This window comes from Mesorhizobium sp. WSM4817 (genome assembly GCF_055811135.1).
This window is the reverse complement of sequence record NZ_JBVVQQ010000001.1, coordinates 410,244-426,127: the sequence shown is the minus strand read 5'-3', so window position 1 is coordinate 426,127 and position 15,884 is coordinate 410,244. Positions and strand designations below refer to the sequence as shown.

Below are 15,884 nucleotides of genomic sequence, written 5' to 3'. Positions count from 1 at the left end.
GCTCCGCCTGCGCCTCAGCTACGCCCAGCAGGCAATCCTCAAAATGTCGCGATTGGCAGATGACCGGGGAGGTTGTAAGGGCAAGCAGCCCATCCGATCCGCCGGAGATCCGCCATGCCTCTGAAAATCGCTGTCCAGATGGACCACATCTCCACCGTCTCGATTGCCGGCGACACGTCGTTTGCGCTGTCGCTGGAAGCGCAGCGACGCGGCCACCAGCTGTTCCATTATACGCCCGACCGGCTGTCGCTGCGCGACGGCAAGGTGTTTGCCGGCGTCGAGGAAATGCAGGTCCGCGACGAGAAGGGCAATCACTATTCGCTCGGCGAGAAAGTGCGCACCGACCTGTCGGAGATGGACGTCGTCCTGCTCAGGCAGGACCCGCCTTTCGATATGAACTACATCACCACGACGCACATACTCGAGCGCATCCATCCCAGGACGCTGGTGGTCAACGACCCGGCCTGGGTACGCAACAGCCCGGAAAAGATCTTCGTCACCGAGTTCCCCGACCTGATGCCGGAAACGCTGATCACCAAGGACAGCCAGGAGGTTGCCGCCTTCCGCAGGGAGTTCGGCGACATCATCGTCAAGCCGCTCTACGGCAATGGCGGCGCCGGCATCTTCCACCTGCATGAGGCCGATCGCAACCTCGCCTCGCTGCTCGAAATGTTCGGCCAGATGTTCCGCGAGCCCTACATCGTGCAGCGTTATCTGAAGGAGGTGCGAGCCGGCGACAAGCGCATCATCCTGATCGACGGCGAGCCGGTCGGCGCCATCAACCGGGTGCCGGCCGAGCATGATTCGCGCTCCAACATGCATGTCGGCGGCCGCGCCGAAAAAACCGAACTGACGGAGCGCGAACGCGAGATCTGCGCCCGCATCGGCCCGTCGCTGAAGGAGCGCGGTTTTATCCTCGTCGGCATCGACGTGATCGGCGACTACATGACCGAGATCAACGTGACGTCGCCGACCGGCGTGCGCGAGGTAAAACGCTTCGGCGGCGCCGATATCGCCAGCCTGTTCTGGGATGCGGTCGAGGACAAGCGCAAGTAGCGCCGATGCTTGGCGGAACATCCGTTTTCCGATCCGTAGCCGATGCGGCGCCATCAAGGCACAACGTTCGATTGTTCCCGTAATGTTCTTGCCTTTGCCCAAAATCTGTGGTTGTCTCAGATGACGCCGTTCGCGGCATGATCGCATGGGCTTCGGGCGGGCCCATGTCCGGGGGCAGAAAAGATGGTTGCGCGGGTCCGTACGGTCGCTTTCCAGGGCATCGAGGCCGTGCCGGTCGACGTGCAGGTGATGATCGCGCCCGGCAAGGTCAACATGCACATCGTCGGCCTCGGCGACAAGGCGGTGGCCGAAAGCCGGGAGCGGGTGCAGGCGGCGCTGCACGCATCGGGCCTGTCGATGCCGTCGAAGAAGGTCACCGTCAATCTGGCGCCCGCCGATCTGCCCAAGGAAGGCAGCCATTACGATTTGCCGATCGCGCTTGGCCTGATGGCGGCGCTTGGCGCCATTCCAGGCGACATGCTGGCCGGCTATGTCGTGCTTGGCGAACTGTCGCTCGACGGCACCATCGCCGCGGTGGCCGGCGCGCTGCCGGCGGCGATCGGCGCCAATGCCGAAGGCAAGGGCCTGATCTGCCCTTTCGCCTGCGGCCCGGAAGCGGCGTGGGCCGGCAAGGATTTCGACATCCTGGCGCCGCGCAGCCTGATCGCCATCGCCAATCATTTTCGCGGCACGCAGGTGCTGTCGCGGCCGGAGGCCGGTATTCATGCCTCGGCGCGCGACCTGCCGGATCTTGCCGACATCAAGGGCCAGGAGACCGCCAAGCGGGCACTCGAAGTGGCGGCCGCCGGCGGCCATAACATGTTGATGATCGGTCCGCCAGGATCGGGAAAATCGATGCTGGCGCAGCGGCTGCCGTCGATCCTGCCGCCGCTGGCGCCGCGGGAATTGCTCGAAGTCTCGATGATCGCCTCGGTGGCCGGCGAGCTTGGCGAAGGCAAGCTGACCGACCGGCGGCCGTTCCGCGCGCCGCACCATTCGGCCTCGATGGCGGCGCTGGTCGGCGGCGGCCTGCGCGTGCGGCCAGGCGAGGCCTCGCTGGCCCATCACGGCGTGCTGTTCCTCGACGAGTTTCCCGAATTCTCGCCGCAGGCGCTCGACGCGCTGCGCCAGCCGCTGGAGACCGGCGACTGCATGATCGCCCGCGCCAATCATCGCGTCACCTATCCGGCGCGCATCCAGCTGGTCGCGGCGATGAACCCGTGCCGCTGCGGCATGGCCGGCGAGCCGGGCTATCGCTGCCTGCGCGGCGACCGCTGCCGCACCGACTACCAGGCGCGCATTTCCGGCCCACTGCTCGACCGCATCGATCTCCGCATCGAGGTGCCGGCGGTCTCGGCCAGCGATCTGATCCGGCCGGATCGGGCGGAGAAAAGTGCCGATGTGGCGCTGCGCGTGGCCCGCGCGCGGACAACCCAGCGCGAACGTTTCGAGCGGCTCGGCGCGACCTCCGTCACCACCAACGCGCACTGCTCACCCTCGGTCATCGAGGAGATCGCGATGCCGGATGCATCAGGCCTGTCACTGCTCAGGGATGCCAGCGAAAAGCTCGGCTTTTCGGCGCGGGCCTATCACCGGGTGCTGAAAGTGGCGCGGACGCTGGCCGATCTCGAGGCCAGCGAGACTGTCGGCCGCATCCATCTGGCCGAGGCGATTTCGTACCGCATGAGTTCGGAGCGAATGGCGCAGGCGGCGTGACGTTCCCCTCCCCCTTGAGGGCCCTTGAGGGGAGGGTGGCCGCGAAGCGGCCGGGAGGGGTCGCCGAGGAGACGCTCGGCCCGCCACATTCAAAACCGACCGGGGTGCGGGGGCGTTGCGATGACCCTTATCTCAAGGCACATCGTCAGAATTGCTACGCAGCCTGATCGCTATCGCCAGTCATTTCGGCGGCAGCTACTTAACCGGGATCATGAGATGTGCGTAGGGAGTGCCCGCCCACATCACATATGGCCTGGACCTGTCAGGCTTGGGGTCCGCCGGATAGCCCTGCATCATGTCCATTGCGTTGACGACCATCACGTGCGGGCCGGTCTCTATCCAATTGTTGCCTTCCTCGGGCTTCGTCGCAAAAGGATCGGTGTTGCTGCCGTCGCTGCCGCCGGCCAGCATATACATGAAGCCGACCTTGCCCTTGGGCGGTTCCTTCTTTTGCATCCACGCCATTGCCCATTCCATCGCGTTGGCATCGCCACACATTGGATCCGGGCCAGGCGTGGCCGGGTGGTCCGGCATGCACCAGAAGCCGTTTGTACCCTCGCGCAGCGTGCGCATTGCGCCCTTGTCATCCATGGCGTGGATCGCAGCGCCGCTTGCCACAGCGGGGGGTGCGGCGGACTCAGCGCTCTTGATCATCGCAGCGTCATCGGCGGCTGCGCCTTGCATCGCAAACAAACTGCCCGCCGCCAAAAGGGCAGCGACCGTCAGAAGCCGTTTCATGGCCGTTCTCCGGTTTTGAGTTGATCTTGTACATGATGTCGGACGCACGGCCTCCCAGAGCCGTTTGTCGGTGATAAAGTCGTAGCAGATCGCATGCACCGGGACAATGACGCTTTAGCGATGCCTAATATCCGTCGAGTTATACTAAAACACTGTGCGCGCTATCGAGGGTCTTTCCTTCGCCTTCAGCTCCAGCCGCCGCGCGTGCAGCACCGGCTCGGTGTAGCCGTTGGGCTGGACCCGGCCCTTGAAGACGAGGTCGCAGGCAGCGAGGAAGGCGATCGACTTGTCGAAGTCGGGGGCCATCGGCCGGTAGTGCGGATCGCCTGCGTTCTGGCGGTCGACGACGCCGGCCATGCGCTTCATCGTCTCCATCACCTGGTCTGAGGTGCAGACGCCGTGATGCAGCCAATTGGCGATGTGCTGCGAGGAGATGCGCAGCGTGGCGCGGTCCTCCATCAGGCCAACATCATTGATGTCAGGCACTTTCGAGCAGCCGACGCCCTGGTCGATCCAACGAACGACATAGCCCAGAATGCCTTGCGCGTTGTTGTCGAGCTCGTTCTGGATCTCCTGCGGCGACCAGTTCGGCCGCACCGCTACCGGCACCGACAAGATGTCGTCGAGCTTTGCCTTGGGGCGGCTCTTCAGCGCCGCCTGCAAAGCGTGGACGTCGACCTTGTGGTAATGGGTGGCGTGCAGCGTCGCAGCCGTCGGCGAAGGCACCCAGGCGGTATTGGCGCCGGCCCTGGGATGGGCGATCTTTTCCGCCAGCATCGCCGCCATCAGATCGGGCATTGCCCACATGCCCTTGCCGATCTGGGCGCGGCCGGCCAGCCCGCATTCCAGCCCGGTGTCGACGTTCCAGGCTTCGTAGGCAGCAATCCAGACGGCCTGCTTCATGTCGCCCTTGCGGATCATCGGGCCGGCTTCCATCGAGGTGTGGATTTCGTCGCCGGTGCGGTCGAGGAAACCGGTGTTGATGAAGACGACGCGATCTTTGGCGGCGCGGATCGCCTCCTTGAGGTTGACGGTGGTGCGCCGCTCCTCGTCCATAATGCCCATCTTGATGGTGTTTTCCGCCATGCCGAGCAGCGCCTCGACACGGTCGAATATCTCGACGGCGAAGGCGACTTCCTCCGGCCCGTGCATCTTGGGCTTTACGACATACATCGAGCCCGCGCGGGAATTGGCGCGTCGTCCGTTCGGGCCGATATCGTGCAGCGCGATCAGCGCCGTCATCGCCGCATCCATTATGCCTTCCGGCACTTCGTTGCTGTCGCGATCTGTAATCGCCGGATTGGTCATGAGGTGGCCGACGTTGCGGATCAGCATCAGCGAGCGGCCAGGCAGGGACAGCGCGCCACCATCAGGCGCGGTGTACGACCGGTCGGGATTGAGTTTACGCGTAAACGTGCTGCCGGCCTTGGTGATCTCCTCGGCAAGGTCGCCCTTCATCAGGCCGAGCCAGTTGCGGTAGACCAAAACCTTGTCCTGCGCATCGACCGCCGCGACCGAATCCTCGCAGTCCTGGATGGTCGTCAGCGCCGATTCCAGCACGACATCGGCAATGCCGGCCGGATCGGTCTTGCCGATCTGGTTGCTGCGGTCGATCACAATCTCGATATGCAGGCCATTGCGGGTGAGCAGGACGGCTTCGGGATTATCGGCGTCGCCGCGATAGCCGGCAAACTGTTTGGGATCGGCGAGCGTGGTGGCGCCGGCGCCCTCGCTCAGCCGCAGCATGCCGTTGGCCACGGCAAGCCCGTTCACCCCTGCCCATTTGCCGGTCGTCAGCGGGACCGATTCGTCGAGAAAACCCTTCGCCCAGGCAATGACCCTGGCGCCGCGCACGGGATTGAACCTGGCGCCCCTCTCGGCGCCGTCGGTCTCGGGAATGGCGTCGGTGCCGTAGAGCGCATCATAGAGCGAGCCCCAGCGCGCATTGGCGGCATTCAGCGCGTAACGCGCGTTCATCACCGGCACTACCAATTGCGGCCCTGCAACCACCGAGATCTCGGGGTCGACATTGTCCGTCGCGACGGAGAAGGCCGGCCCTTCCGGCGCGAGATAGCCGATTTCCCTCAGGAAATCCTTGTAGGCTTCCATGTCGGCGGGCGCGCCATTGTCGCGATACCAGTGGTCGATCTGGCCCTGCAGCGCGTCGCGTTTTGCGAGCAGAGCCCGGTTCCTCGGCGCCAAATCATGCACAATGGCCGAGAAGCCGGTCCAGAAGGCGTCGGCTGCAATGCCGGTGGCCCGCAGCGCCTCGTTCACGACGAAATCATAAAGCTCGCAGGCAATCCGCAATCCGGCGATTTCGACGCGATCGGTCATCGGGGCTTCTCCAGACGAAGGGCTTTGGCCGGGCCTTTGACATGTCAGGGTGGCAGGGTCAATTCAGCTTAGGGTGAAGGTAGGGCATTTTCGCCGCCGGCCAAAGCCGCCAATCTCCCCCTTGTGGGGGAGATTGCGCTCTCCCTCAAACCGCGATCCTTGGCCTGCCCGACGCCACCGCCACCACATGCGCCTCGATAAACATGCGCTGGCCCTCGACGGTCGAGACGCGGAATTCGCTGGCGATCTCGATTTCGGCGCTGTCGGTGCCGGCGTCCCTGGCCCGCCCGGCGGCAATGGCGCGGACATCGGTTTCCGCTGCCGCGATCGCCGCCGCCTCGTCATTGAAGTCGCGCACGCTTTCGCCTGAGGCGACGCGAAACAGCCCTTCCTGGGGCTGGCTGACGCGCGCCTCCGCCGAAACCCTGACCTGGCCGACGACGGCGCCGAGCGCATTGGCGACATCGGTATCTTCGGGCACCACGCAGTCATGGCCGACCAGCGGTGGCAGCCCGGCATAATGCAGCGGCGCCGAGGCGCCGAGGCCGATGACCGGGCGGTCGAGCGCGACGCTCAGCCGTGCGATGCCGGGATGGGAATCGACGGCGCGCTGCACCAGCGCGTGCGCCACGGTCGCCGCGCCATCCAGCCCGTCCTCGGCAAAGGCGGTTTCGAGGATGACTTCCGCCGACAGCCGGGTCAGCGTGGTCAGCACCCGTTCCGAGATCGCCTCCGGCGTGGCGGCGATCGCCTGTCCGCGGCCGTCGCGCCTGCGGGCGAACAGCTCGGCGCCGAGCCGAGCCGTGGCGGCATCCCAGTTGGCCTGCTTGCCCAGCACATGGGCGGCGTCCGACGGCGTGAAGCCGGCGACATGCACCAGCCCGCGCGACACCAACCGGTTCAAGGTGGCGTTCTGGGCGTTTGATGTCAAAAGCCTGTCGACGGCGAGAGGCGTCGAGCCGATCAGCTCATAAAGCTTGGCCTCGGCGCCGGTCAGGCCGGCAGCCAGCCGCTCCGGCACGCCGGTCCTGACCGCCAGCCGGCCATCCATGCGGCTGGGGTTGGCCGCGCGGATCTGGCGTTCCAGTTCGACGGTCACCGCTTCGCCATGCATCATGCCGGCCAGCGCCAGCGGCACCAGGCGGCGCGGCCCGAGCAGGATTCTTGGGTTGAGCGCGCCGTCCTCCAGCGTCACTTCGGAATCGCCGCCGAGCCCAAAGGTGCGCATGGCGACCGCCTCGACCATGGTGCGGAAGCCGCCGACGGTGGCGCCTTCCGGGTCAAGCCTGGGACGGCCCTGGTCGAGCACGGCCACGTCGGTGGTGGTGCCGCCAATGTCGGAGACGACTGCATTGTCGAGGCCGGTCATGTGGCGAGCGCCGACAAGGCTGGCGGCCGGGCCTGAAAGAATCGTCTCGATCGGCCGCTGGCGGGCGAAGGCGGCGGAAACCAGCGCGCCGTCGCCGCGCACCACCATCAGCGGGGCGGCGATGCCGCGCGCGGCAAGAAAGCCCTCGGTCGCCGCCACCAGCCGGTCGATCATCGAGATCAGCCTGGCGTTGAGCAGCGTCGTCAGCGCCCGGCGCGGGCCGCCGAGCTTGGCCGAAAGCTCGTGGCTGGCGGTGACCGGCAGGCCTGTTATGCCGCGGATCAGGTTCCGCGCGCTTAGCTCATGCGCCGGGTTGCGAGTGGCGAAATAGGCGCAGACGGCAAAGCCGGACACCGAGGCGCCGAGTTCCGGCAGCGCTGCCTCCAGCCCGGACAGATCGAGTTTTGCCGCATTGCCATGGACATCGTGGCCGCCCGGGCAGAACACCACAGGGTCGGTGCCGAGCGCGGCCTTCAGCCCGTCGCGGGCAAGGTCGCCCTCGGAAAAGCCGATCATCACCAGCGCGACGCGGCCGCCCTGACCCTCGACCAGCGCGTTGGTGGCAAGCGTCGTCGACATCGACACCAGTTTTATTGCTGCCGGATCGGTGGCGGCTTTTTGCAGCACCGCATCGACCGCGCCCGAAATGCCGACCGCCAGATCGTGGCGGGTGGTCAGCGCCTTGGCCTTGGCCAGAACCTTTCCGTTAGCGCCACCGGCTTCCGACCACAGCACGGCATCGGTATAGGTGCCGCCGGTGTCGATGCCGAGGAACAGGGGGGAGGATTTGGCGGTCATTGGCGGATCCGGGATTTTGCTCACCGCCCTTAGCCGATACGCGCCGGCTGATAAAGCCGCGAGCGCTGGGCCACGAAGCCTGATCCCCCTCAGCTGCGCGCGGACGGCTTCTCAATCGCCCATCTTCAGCGCCTGGATAAACGCCTCCTGCGGGATGTCGACCTTGCCGAACTGGCGCATCCGCTTCTTGCCCTCTTTCTGCTTGTCGAGCAGCTTGCGCTTGCGCGAGACGTCGCCGCCGTAGCATTTGGCCGTGACGTCCTTGCGCAGGGCCGAGATCGTCTCGCGGGCGATGACCTTGCCGCCGATTGCCGCCTGGATCGGGATCTTGAACAGATGGTTCGGGATCAGTTCCTTCAGCTTCTCGCACATCTGGCGGCCGCGCTTTTCCGCCGCCGTGCGGTGGACCAGCATCGACAGCGCGTCGACGGGCTCCTCGTTGACCAGGATCGACATCTTCACCAGGTCGCCTTCCTTGTAGTCGGTCAGGTGATAGTCGAAGGAGGCGTAGCCCTTGGAGATCGATTTTAGCCGATCATAGAAGTCGAAGACGACCTCGTTGAGCGGCAGATCGTAGGTCAGCATGGCGCGTTTGCCGACATAGGAGAGATCGGCCTGGATGCCGCGCCGATCCTGGCAGAGTTTCAGGATGCCGCCGAGATATTCGTCCGGGGTGAGGATGGTGGCGCGGATCCACGGCTCCTCGATCGCCTGGATCTTGACCACGTCGGGCATGTCGGCCGGGTTGTGCAGTTCCTTCGTCGTGCCGTCGGTCAGAGCCAAGCGATAGACGACCGAGGGCGCGGTGGCGATGAGGTCGAGGTTGAACTCGCGCTCCAGCCGCTCCTGGATGATTTCCAGATGCAGCAGGCCAAGGAAGCCGCAGCGATAGCCGAAGCCGAGCGCCGCGCTGGTTTCCATTTCATAGGAGAAAGAAGCGTCGTTGAGGCGCAGTTTGCCGACCGCGGCGCGCAGATCCTCGAAATCGGCGGCGTCGACGGGGAACAGGCCGCAAAACACCACCGGCTGCGCCGGCTTGAAGCCGGGCAGGGCCTGCGCCGTCTGGCGCTTGTCCTCGGTAATGGTGTCGCCGACGCGGGTGTCGGCGACTTCTTTGATCGAGCCGGTGAGGAAGCCGAATTCGCCTGGGCCGAGCTCGTCGACATTGATGCGGGCCGGCGTGAAGACGCCGGTGCGCTCGACCAGATACTTGGCGCCGGTGCCCATCATGCGGATGGTCTGGCCCTTCTTCAGCACGCCGTCGATGATGCGGACCAGCACGATGACGCCGAGATAGGCGTCGTACCAGCTGTCGACCAGCATCGCCTTCAGCGGGCCCGTGATGTCGCCTTCGCGCGGCGGCGGCAGGTCGTTGACGATCGCCTCCAGCACGTCGGGGATGCCGAGGCCGGTCTTGGCCGAGATCAGCACGGCGTTGGAGGCGTCGATGCCGATCACCTCCTCGACCTGCTCGCGAATGCGCTCGGGCTCGGCGGCCGGCAGGTCGACCTTGTTCAGCACCACGACGATCTCGTGGTTGTTGTCGATGGCCTGGTAGACATTGGCCAGCGTCTGCGCCTCGACGCCTTGGCTGGCGTCGACAACCAGCAGCGAGCCCTCGCAGGCGGCGAGCGACCGCGACACTTCGTAGGCGAAGTCGACATGGCCGGGCGTGTCGATCAAATTGAGGATAAAATCCTCGCCATTGTTGGCGCGGTATTTCAATCGCACCGTCTGCGCCTTGATGGTGATGCCGCGCTCGCGCTCGATATCCATCGAGTCCAGCACCTGCTCCTTCATGTCGCGCAGCTCCAGCCCGCCGGTGGACTGGATCAGCCGGTCGGCAAGCGTGGATTTGCCATGGTCGATATGGGCGACGATGGAGAAATTGCGGATGTTCTTGATCGGCGTGGTCATGTCGCGCGCTTTAGCAGGGGCAGCTTGCCCGGGCAAGCGGCGGCGGGCGCGGCGCATAAGCCGCCGGCGGACGCAAAGCCGTTAAACTTTGGTCCATCAGATTAGGGCATAGTTCGCGCCCTGCGTGACAGGCCACGAGCTGTCACCGTTTGGGGGGCCAAGCAATGCCACAATCTGGACGTCATTTTCTCAATTCCGAGAGCGGCTCCCTCGCGCCGATACTCGCCATCATGCTTATCCCGATGTGTGCCCTCTGGGCTTTTCAATCGACTACAACTCAGCCGTTGCGACGAAGGGATCGATGCAGAATGCGCTCGATGCCGCGACGCTGTCGATCACGACGCTGCCAACCAGCACGTCACTGGCGGACCGTCAGGTGAAACTGCAGGAGTCGTTTACGGCCAATAGCGGGCAAGGCACCGCCAAGCTCGATAGCTTCGTCGTCGCCGCCGACGGCACCGCCAGCATCGATGCTTCGGCCAAGTTTGCCATGCCAACGAACTTCATGCAGATCGCCCACGTCGACACGGTGCAGATCGGCGTCGCGTCGGCAGTGCGCAAGCGGCCGGCGCTGGTGCAGACCACGTTCAAGGTCGACAAGGTTTCGGGCCATTGGAACAAGACAATGACGCTCTGCGGCACGAAATTCACCGAGACGGCGATCAATCCGCTGATGAAGATCACTTATGTCTACAACAATTTTGGTGATCCGAAAGGCTACGGCACGTCGACAGTGTATACGGTCAACGGAGCGACGAGCACGAAGGTCCAGGAACAGAAATGCACGACCAAGACGGTGCAGAATTTTAACGGCCTGCCTACCGGGGCGATTACCCAGACGAGCGGCAACAAGAAATACCTGACCACCTGCACCAACACTATGTACCCCGCGAACGGCGCCGGCGCGGTGATCGACGTCAGCCTGATGGATGTGCTGTATCTGCAGATGGATGTGCCATCGGCCCAAACACCCAAGCTCAAGTCGAATGACGCAAACACATCGAACCGGTTGTACATCGACGGCGTTGAAGTCGCGAACGGCAAACTGGTGGACATCTTCACCGCCGTGCCGTGCGGCCAACCCAGCCAGCAGGCCTGGGAAGACGGCGGCAATCCCGTACCGGCTCCGGTGTCGAACGCCGACTTCTTCTACACCGTGACCGGCAAGTGCGACTTCAATCAGCGGCCTTCGCAAACAGTGCTTACGCAATAGGGGCAGGCGCCTGAGCTGCCAATCTCCCCCCTTGTGGGGGAGATGGCCGGCAGGCCAGAGGGGGGCGCTGTCCCGCGGCCTTGCCAAGATCGAAAATCCCGCCGCCGTGATCCACCCCTGTTGCCAGGAGATTCGACCGCCTCTCCGGTTATCGATGCATTAACCTGGCGTTAGGGAGCGAGGCCACTGCACGCAAGGGCTGCCTCGCCGCGCTTTACGTCGCCCCCCTCTGTCCTGCCGGACATCTCCCCCACAAGGAGGGAGATTGGATGTCGCACCCGCTTTCGCCAATATCCAGCGTTGCAAAAACAACGAGCCTTCCGATCACGAAGCGGTGATGGCTGTAACGAAAGCCCAGGCGGCGGCGAAGAGCTGATGTGATCGCCATTCCGGCGCGCCACCAACCTGGAGACCATCATGACCAACCTCACCCGCCTGACCTTGCCGGCACTTGCCTTCGCACTGTGCTCGACGGCGCTTTTCGCCGGCGGCATTGCGCGCGCCGAAGATGCGATGAAGCCGGCCGATGCGATGGCGACCGACGCCATGAAGCCGGCGACCGACGCGATGAAGCCGGCGGATCCGATGGCGGCCGAAAAGATGAAGGACTGCATGGACAAGGCTGCCATGGAAACCGACGCGATGAAAAAGGACGAGGCGACCAAGGCCTGCGACGCGATGGGGACGGCCAAGTAGGCCCGCGTCCGCGAACGGGGCGCGGCCGAATGCACGCGCCCGCACGGCAATGTGAGACCGCGACGGACCTATCTGTCGTATAATCGTAAACTCACGCATGGGAGAGCAGAGATGACCGGCATTGAAAAAACCGCCGCGAAACGATTGACCAACGTCGCCTGGGGCGCGCTTGCGGCGTTGATGCTCGCGGCGGCTGGCGCCGCCTTGTGGCAGACGCCGGCGATCTCGGCCGAGGCGGCGGTGGTGATCCCGCCACCGGCGATGGGCGAAAAACCCGCCGCCGGCACCGCCAGGGCGATCTTCGCCGGCGGCTGCTTCTGGGGCGTGCAAGGCGTGTTCCAGCACGTCAAGGGCGTGACCAGCGCCGTCTCCGGCTATGCCGGCGGCGACAAGGACACCGCCGTCTACGAGACGGTTGGCACCGGCCGGACCGGGCATGCCGAGGCCGTCGAGATCATCTACGAGCCGTCCAAAGTCAGTTACGGCCAGCTGCTGCAGGTGTATTTCTCGGTCGCGCACAACCCGACGCAGCTGAACTACCAGGGTCCGGACCGCGGCCCGCAATACCGTTCGACGATCTTTGCAGAAAGCGACGCGCAGAAGAAGATCGCCGAGAGCTATATCGCCCAGCTCGACAAGGCCAACGTGTTTCCGGAGCCGATCGTGACCACGCTGGAGACGGGGAAAAAATTCTATCCGGCCGAGGACTACCACCAGGACTTTTTGACGCTGAACCCGACCTATCCCTACATCGTCTACAACGACCTGCCCAAGGTCGAGAATTTGAAGACGCTATTCCCAGACCTCTACAGCGACAAGCCGGTGCTGGTGCTGGCCGGCAACAAGAGCTGATCTTTTGCCAGTGTGTACTTGGTGCGTCCTAATGGACGCATGTCGGCGTCAAGTGTGGTGACGTACCAGGTCAGGCCGCGCCGAAAATGGTGGATTCCGAGATCCGGAACGGAGCGTACTTTCGGGTACGCGAGTAGCGCCGGTTGCAGGCCGGCTGAATATCAACACAGCTTATTGCACGCCCAGAAACTGCCGGAGCTCCGGCGTCCTGGGATTGGAAAAAACGTCCTCGGGGGCGCCGATCTCGTGGACGCGGCCCTGATGCATGAAGACGACGCGCGAGCAGACGTCGCGGGCAAAGCGCATCTCGTGGGTGACCATCACCAGCGTCATGCCTTCCGCCGCCAATTCCTTGACGACGGCCAGCACCTCGGCGACGAGCTCGGGATCGAGCGCCGAGGTGATCTCGTCGCATAGCAGCGCGATGGGCTGCATGGCGAGCGCCCGGGCGATCGCCACGCGCTGCTGCTGGCCGCCGGACAATTCGTCCGGCAACGCATCGAACTTGTGGGCGAGACCGACGCGGTCGAGCATTTTTCGCGCGACCGCCTCGGCGTCCTTCTTCGGCGTCTTCTTCACCACCATCTGCGACAGCATGACATTGCCACCGGCGGTGAGATGCGGGAACAGGTTGAATTGCTGAAAAATCATGCCGACCTTCAGGCGCAGCGCCTTGAGATGCACCTCGTCGGGCAGGAACTGGGCGCCGGCGACGACGATCGAGCCTTCATCGATGGTCTCCAGCCCGTTGATGCAGCGCAGCAGCGTCGACTTGCCCGAACCGCTCTTTCCGATGATGGCGACGACCTCGCCCGGCGCGACGTCGATGGAAATCCCCTTCAGCACCTCGTTGTCGCCGAAGCGCTTCTTCACCTCAGTGATTGCGATGAGCGACATTGAGCTTCCTTTCCAGGAGCTGGCTGGATTTCGACAGCGGCCAGCACAAAGCAAAATAGATGAGCGCGACCAGGCCATAGACGGTGAACGGCTGGAACGTCGCGTTGGTGACGATCGAACCGGCCTTCGACAGTTCGACGAAGCCGATGATCGAGGTGAGCGCGGTGCCCTTCACCACCTGAACCGAGAAGCGGACGGTCGGCGGCACCGCCACTTTCAGTGCCTGCGGCAGGATGACGTAGCGCATCTGCTGGAGATAACCCATGCCGAGGCTGGCTGACGCCTCCCATTGGCCCTTGGCAATGCTCTCGACGCAGCCACGCCAGATTTCGGCGAGGAAGGCTGCGGTCCACAGGATGAGCGCGACACAGGCGGCAAGCCAGGCGGGAACGTCGATGCCAAACAGGCCAAGCCCGAAGAAAGCCAGAAAGAGCTGCATCAGCAGCGGCGTGCCCTGAAACAGCTGGATGTAGCCGCGTGACAGAAACTGCATCCCACGCCGGCCGCCGATGCGCAAGAAAAGCAGGGCCGCGCCGACGATGCCGCCACCGATGAAGGAGACCAGCGAGAGGACAACGGTCCAGCGGGCGGCCAGAAGCAGGTTGCGCAGGATGTCCCAGAAGCTGAACTCGGTCATGGCGCCTGTCTCATCGCGACGCCTTCCTCGGGAACAGCATCCCGCCCAGGCCGGCCAGCAGCTGGCGCAGCAGGATGGCGAGCGCCAGGTAGATCAAGGTGGAGACGATGTAGGTTTCGAAGGCCCTGAAATTGCGCGACTGGATAAAATTGGCGGCGAAGGTCAGGTCCTCAGCGGCAATCTGCGAAACGACGGCCGAACCCAGCATGACGATGACGATCTGCGACGACAGCGCAGGCCAGATGCGCTGCAGCGCCGGGACCAGAACCACGTGCCAGAAGGTCTGGAACGGGGTCATGGCGAGGCTGGCGCCGGCCTCGAACTGGCCGCGCGGCGTGGCCTGGATGCCGGCGCGGATGATCTCGCAGCTGTAAGCGCCGAGGTTGACGATCATGGCGAGGTTGGCGGCGGTCAGTTCCGACATCCTGATGCCAAGCGACGGCAGGCCGAAGAAGATGAAGAACAGCTGGATGAGGAAGGGCGTGTTGCGGATCAGCTCGACATAGGTCGCAACGACGGGTTTTAGCCATTTCGGCCCCAGCGCCCGCACCCAGGCGCAGGCAATGCCCAATGCCACGCCGAACACCGCGCCGATCAGGATAAGCTGCACGGTGATCCGGATGCCCTTGAGCAGCACCGGCAGAGATCCGATCAGCCAGCTGAAATCGAACTGATAGGTCATGGCTTGCTATCCGACCTCCCACACGCGGCGGGCGGCGATCACAGCTCAGCCGGCAGGTCCACCTTCAGCCATTTTTGCGAAATCGCGTTGAGGGCGCCATCGGACCTGGCGGCGGCGATGATCCCGTTGATCTTGGCCCTCAACGCCGGCTGCTCCTTGTTCATGCCGATGTAGCAAGGCGAGTTCTTGATCAGGAACTTGAGCTCCGGCCGCTTGGGCGGGTTCTTTTCGAGGATGGCGGCGGCGACGACATTCCCGGTCGCGATCACCTCGACCTGGCCCGAAAGGAAAGCCGAAATAGTGCCGTTATTGTCCTCGTAGCGCTTGATCTCGACGCTCGCGGGCACAACCTTGGTCAGTTCGAGATCTTCGATCGCGCCGCGGGTGACGCCAACGGTCTTGCCGGCGAGGTCTTCCGCTTTTGCGACGGCGACGTCTGCCGGAGCGAACACGCCGTTGTAGAACGGAGCATAGGCTTCGGAAAAGTCGATGACCTTCTCGCGATCGGGATTTTTGCCGAGGCTGGAAATGACCAGGTCGACTTTGTTGGTCTGGAGATAGGGAATGCGGTTGGCGCTGGTGACCGGGACGATCTCGACCTTGGCGCCGAGCTTTTCGCCAATCAGATTGGCGATGTCGACGTCGTAGCCTTGCGGCGTCATGTCGGCGCCGACACTGCCGAAGGGCGGGAAATCCTGTGGAACGGCGATGCGGACGGTGCCGCGCGCCGCGATGTCGCTCAAGGCGTCGGCCCGCGCCTGCGGAGACGAAGCCATGGCCATTCCAACGGCGGCGGCGAAGGCCAGCATGCAGACATTGCGACGGTTCATTATCTTTCCCTTTGACTGGACAAAACCAATTGGTTGCCAGGGCAAAGCAACAGACATGCCAAACCATCGAATTCGCTGCGAATCGGACTTTCCCGGCGGGATTGGCAAGGTGGGATTGGCAAGGCAGTCTTCACGAGCCGCTGCCG

General features: G+C 64.1%; 13 protein-coding genes. 5 read left to right on the top strand and 8 right to left on the bottom strand.

Annotation, left to right across the window (positions count from 1 at the left end):
* Nucleotides 1-114 precede the first annotated feature (114 nt).
* Nucleotides 115-1,056 (top strand): glutathione synthase, encoded by a 942-nt coding sequence (gene gshB, locus AC0L2K_RS02055; RefSeq protein WP_473530458.1) that lies wholly within the window; start codon nucleotides 115-117, stop codon nucleotides 1,054-1,056.
* 183 nt (nucleotides 1,057-1,239) lie between these two features.
* The gene (locus AC0L2K_RS02050; protein ID WP_023801437.1) at nucleotides 1,240-2,772 is read left to right on the top strand and encodes a YifB family Mg chelatase-like AAA ATPase; all 1,533 of its coding nucleotides are present in this window, start codon (nucleotides 1,240-1,242) and stop codon (nucleotides 2,770-2,772) included.
* 195 nt (nucleotides 2,773-2,967) lie between these two features.
* On the opposite strand, the gene AC0L2K_RS02045 is transcribed toward AC0L2K_RS02050, so the two are convergent.
* The 4 genes from AC0L2K_RS02045 to lepA all read right to left on the bottom strand — a co-directional run bounded on the left by AC0L2K_RS02045 (nucleotide 2,968) and on the right by lepA (nucleotide 9,931).
* Nucleotides 2,968-3,510: a hypothetical protein gene (locus tag AC0L2K_RS02045; protein WP_473530457.1), complete on the bottom strand. Its 543-nt coding sequence runs from the start codon at nucleotides 3,508-3,510 to the stop codon at nucleotides 2,968-2,970.
* Nucleotides 3,511-3,654: 144 nt separating this feature from the next.
* The gene (locus AC0L2K_RS02040) at nucleotides 3,655-5,847 is read right to left on the bottom strand and encodes a malate synthase G (protein WP_473530456.1); all 2,193 of its coding nucleotides are present in this window, start codon (nucleotides 5,845-5,847) and stop codon (nucleotides 3,655-3,657) included.
* A gap of 145 nt (nucleotides 5,848-5,992) precedes the next feature.
* Nucleotides 5,993-8,014 (bottom strand): hydantoinase/oxoprolinase N-terminal domain-containing protein, encoded by a 2,022-nt coding sequence (locus tag AC0L2K_RS02035; protein WP_473530455.1) that lies wholly within the window; start codon nucleotides 8,012-8,014, stop codon nucleotides 5,993-5,995.
* Nucleotides 8,015-8,125: 111 nt separating this feature from the next.
* The gene (gene lepA, locus AC0L2K_RS02030) at nucleotides 8,126-9,931 is read right to left on the bottom strand and encodes a translation elongation factor 4 (protein WP_473530454.1); all 1,806 of its coding nucleotides are present in this window, start codon (nucleotides 9,929-9,931) and stop codon (nucleotides 8,126-8,128) included.
* Nucleotides 9,932-10,055: 124 nt separating this feature from the next.
* Between lepA and AC0L2K_RS02025 the strand changes: the two genes are divergently transcribed.
* The 3 genes from AC0L2K_RS02025 to msrA all read left to right on the top strand — a co-directional run bounded on the left by AC0L2K_RS02025 (nucleotide 10,056) and on the right by msrA (nucleotide 12,692).
* Complete coding sequence (locus AC0L2K_RS02025) at nucleotides 10,056-11,144, top strand: TadE/TadG family type IV pilus assembly protein (protein ID WP_473530453.1); 1,089 nt, start codon at nucleotides 10,056-10,058, stop codon at nucleotides 11,142-11,144.
* A 417-nt stretch (nucleotides 11,145-11,561) separates the two neighbouring features.
* Nucleotides 11,562-11,840, top strand: a complete 279-nt coding sequence (locus AC0L2K_RS02020; protein ID WP_128245691.1) for a hypothetical protein — start codon at nucleotides 11,562-11,564, stop codon at nucleotides 11,838-11,840.
* A 111-nt stretch (nucleotides 11,841-11,951) separates the two neighbouring features.
* Nucleotides 11,952-12,692, top strand: coding sequence for a peptide-methionine (S)-S-oxide reductase MsrA (gene msrA, locus AC0L2K_RS02015; protein WP_473530452.1), 741 nt, complete (start codon nucleotides 11,952-11,954; stop codon nucleotides 12,690-12,692).
* A 171-nt stretch (nucleotides 12,693-12,863) separates the two neighbouring features.
* Here the strand turns inward: msrA and AC0L2K_RS02010 are convergent, their stop codons facing one another.
* From AC0L2K_RS02010 to AC0L2K_RS01995, 4 genes are read right to left on the bottom strand one after another with little or no spacing between them, the layout of a single operon-like run.
* Nucleotides 12,864-13,589 (bottom strand): amino acid ABC transporter ATP-binding protein, encoded by a 726-nt coding sequence (locus tag AC0L2K_RS02010; protein WP_027154711.1) that lies wholly within the window; start codon nucleotides 13,587-13,589, stop codon nucleotides 12,864-12,866.
* The gene (locus AC0L2K_RS02005) at nucleotides 13,567-14,226 is read right to left on the bottom strand and encodes an amino acid ABC transporter permease (RefSeq protein WP_473530451.1); all 660 of its coding nucleotides are present in this window, start codon (nucleotides 14,224-14,226) and stop codon (nucleotides 13,567-13,569) included. Before AC0L2K_RS02005 ends, AC0L2K_RS02010 begins: the two co-directional genes overlap by 23 nt.
* A 10-nt stretch (nucleotides 14,227-14,236) precedes the next feature.
* On the bottom strand, nucleotides 14,237-14,908 hold the full coding sequence (locus tag AC0L2K_RS02000) for an amino acid ABC transporter permease (protein WP_128169315.1): 672 nt from the start codon (nucleotides 14,906-14,908) through the stop codon (nucleotides 14,237-14,239).
* Nucleotides 14,909-14,946: 38 nt separating this feature from the next.
* Nucleotides 14,947-15,717: a transporter substrate-binding domain-containing protein gene (locus AC0L2K_RS01995; RefSeq protein ID WP_473530554.1), complete on the bottom strand. Its 771-nt coding sequence runs from the start codon at nucleotides 15,715-15,717 to the stop codon at nucleotides 14,947-14,949.
* Nucleotides 15,718-15,884 lie beyond the last annotated feature (167 nt).

What these genes read in the sequence shown, in the direction of transcription:
- AC0L2K_RS01995 (WP_473530554.1), bottom strand. Translation starts at nt 15,717, where the DNA reads ATGCTGGCCTTCGCCGCCGCCGTTGGAATGGCCATGGCTTCGTCTCCG.
- gshB (WP_473530458.1), top strand. Translation starts at nt 115, where the DNA reads ATGCCTCTGAAAATCGCTGTCCAGATGGACCACATCTCCACCGTCTCG.
- msrA (WP_473530452.1), top strand. Translation starts at nt 11,952, where the DNA reads ATGACCGGCATTGAAAAAACCGCCGCGAAACGATTGACCAACGTCGCC.
- AC0L2K_RS02010 (WP_027154711.1), bottom strand. Translation starts at nt 13,589, where the DNA reads ATGTCGCTCATCGCAATCACTGAGGTGAAGAAGCGCTTCGGCGACAAC.
- AC0L2K_RS02035 (WP_473530455.1), bottom strand. Translation starts at nt 8,014, where the DNA reads ATGACCGCCAAATCCTCCCCCCTGTTCCTCGGCATCGACACCGGCGGC.
- AC0L2K_RS02040 (WP_473530456.1), bottom strand. Translation starts at nt 5,847, where the DNA reads ATGACCGATCGCGTCGAAATCGCCGGATTGCGGATTGCCTGCGAGCTT.
- AC0L2K_RS02020 (WP_128245691.1), top strand. Translation starts at nt 11,562, where the DNA reads ATGACCAACCTCACCCGCCTGACCTTGCCGGCACTTGCCTTCGCACTG.
- AC0L2K_RS02005 (WP_473530451.1), bottom strand. Translation starts at nt 14,226, where the DNA reads ATGACCGAGTTCAGCTTCTGGGACATCCTGCGCAACCTGCTTCTGGCC.
- AC0L2K_RS02050 (WP_023801437.1), top strand. Translation starts at nt 1,240, where the DNA reads ATGGTTGCGCGGGTCCGTACGGTCGCTTTCCAGGGCATCGAGGCCGTG.
- AC0L2K_RS02045 (WP_473530457.1), bottom strand. Translation starts at nt 3,510, where the DNA reads ATGAAACGGCTTCTGACGGTCGCTGCCCTTTTGGCGGCGGGCAGTTTG.
- lepA (WP_473530454.1), bottom strand. Translation starts at nt 9,931, where the DNA reads ATGACCACGCCGATCAAGAACATCCGCAATTTCTCCATCGTCGCCCAT.
- AC0L2K_RS02000 (WP_128169315.1), bottom strand. Translation starts at nt 14,908, where the DNA reads ATGACCTATCAGTTCGATTTCAGCTGGCTGATCGGATCTCTGCCGGTG.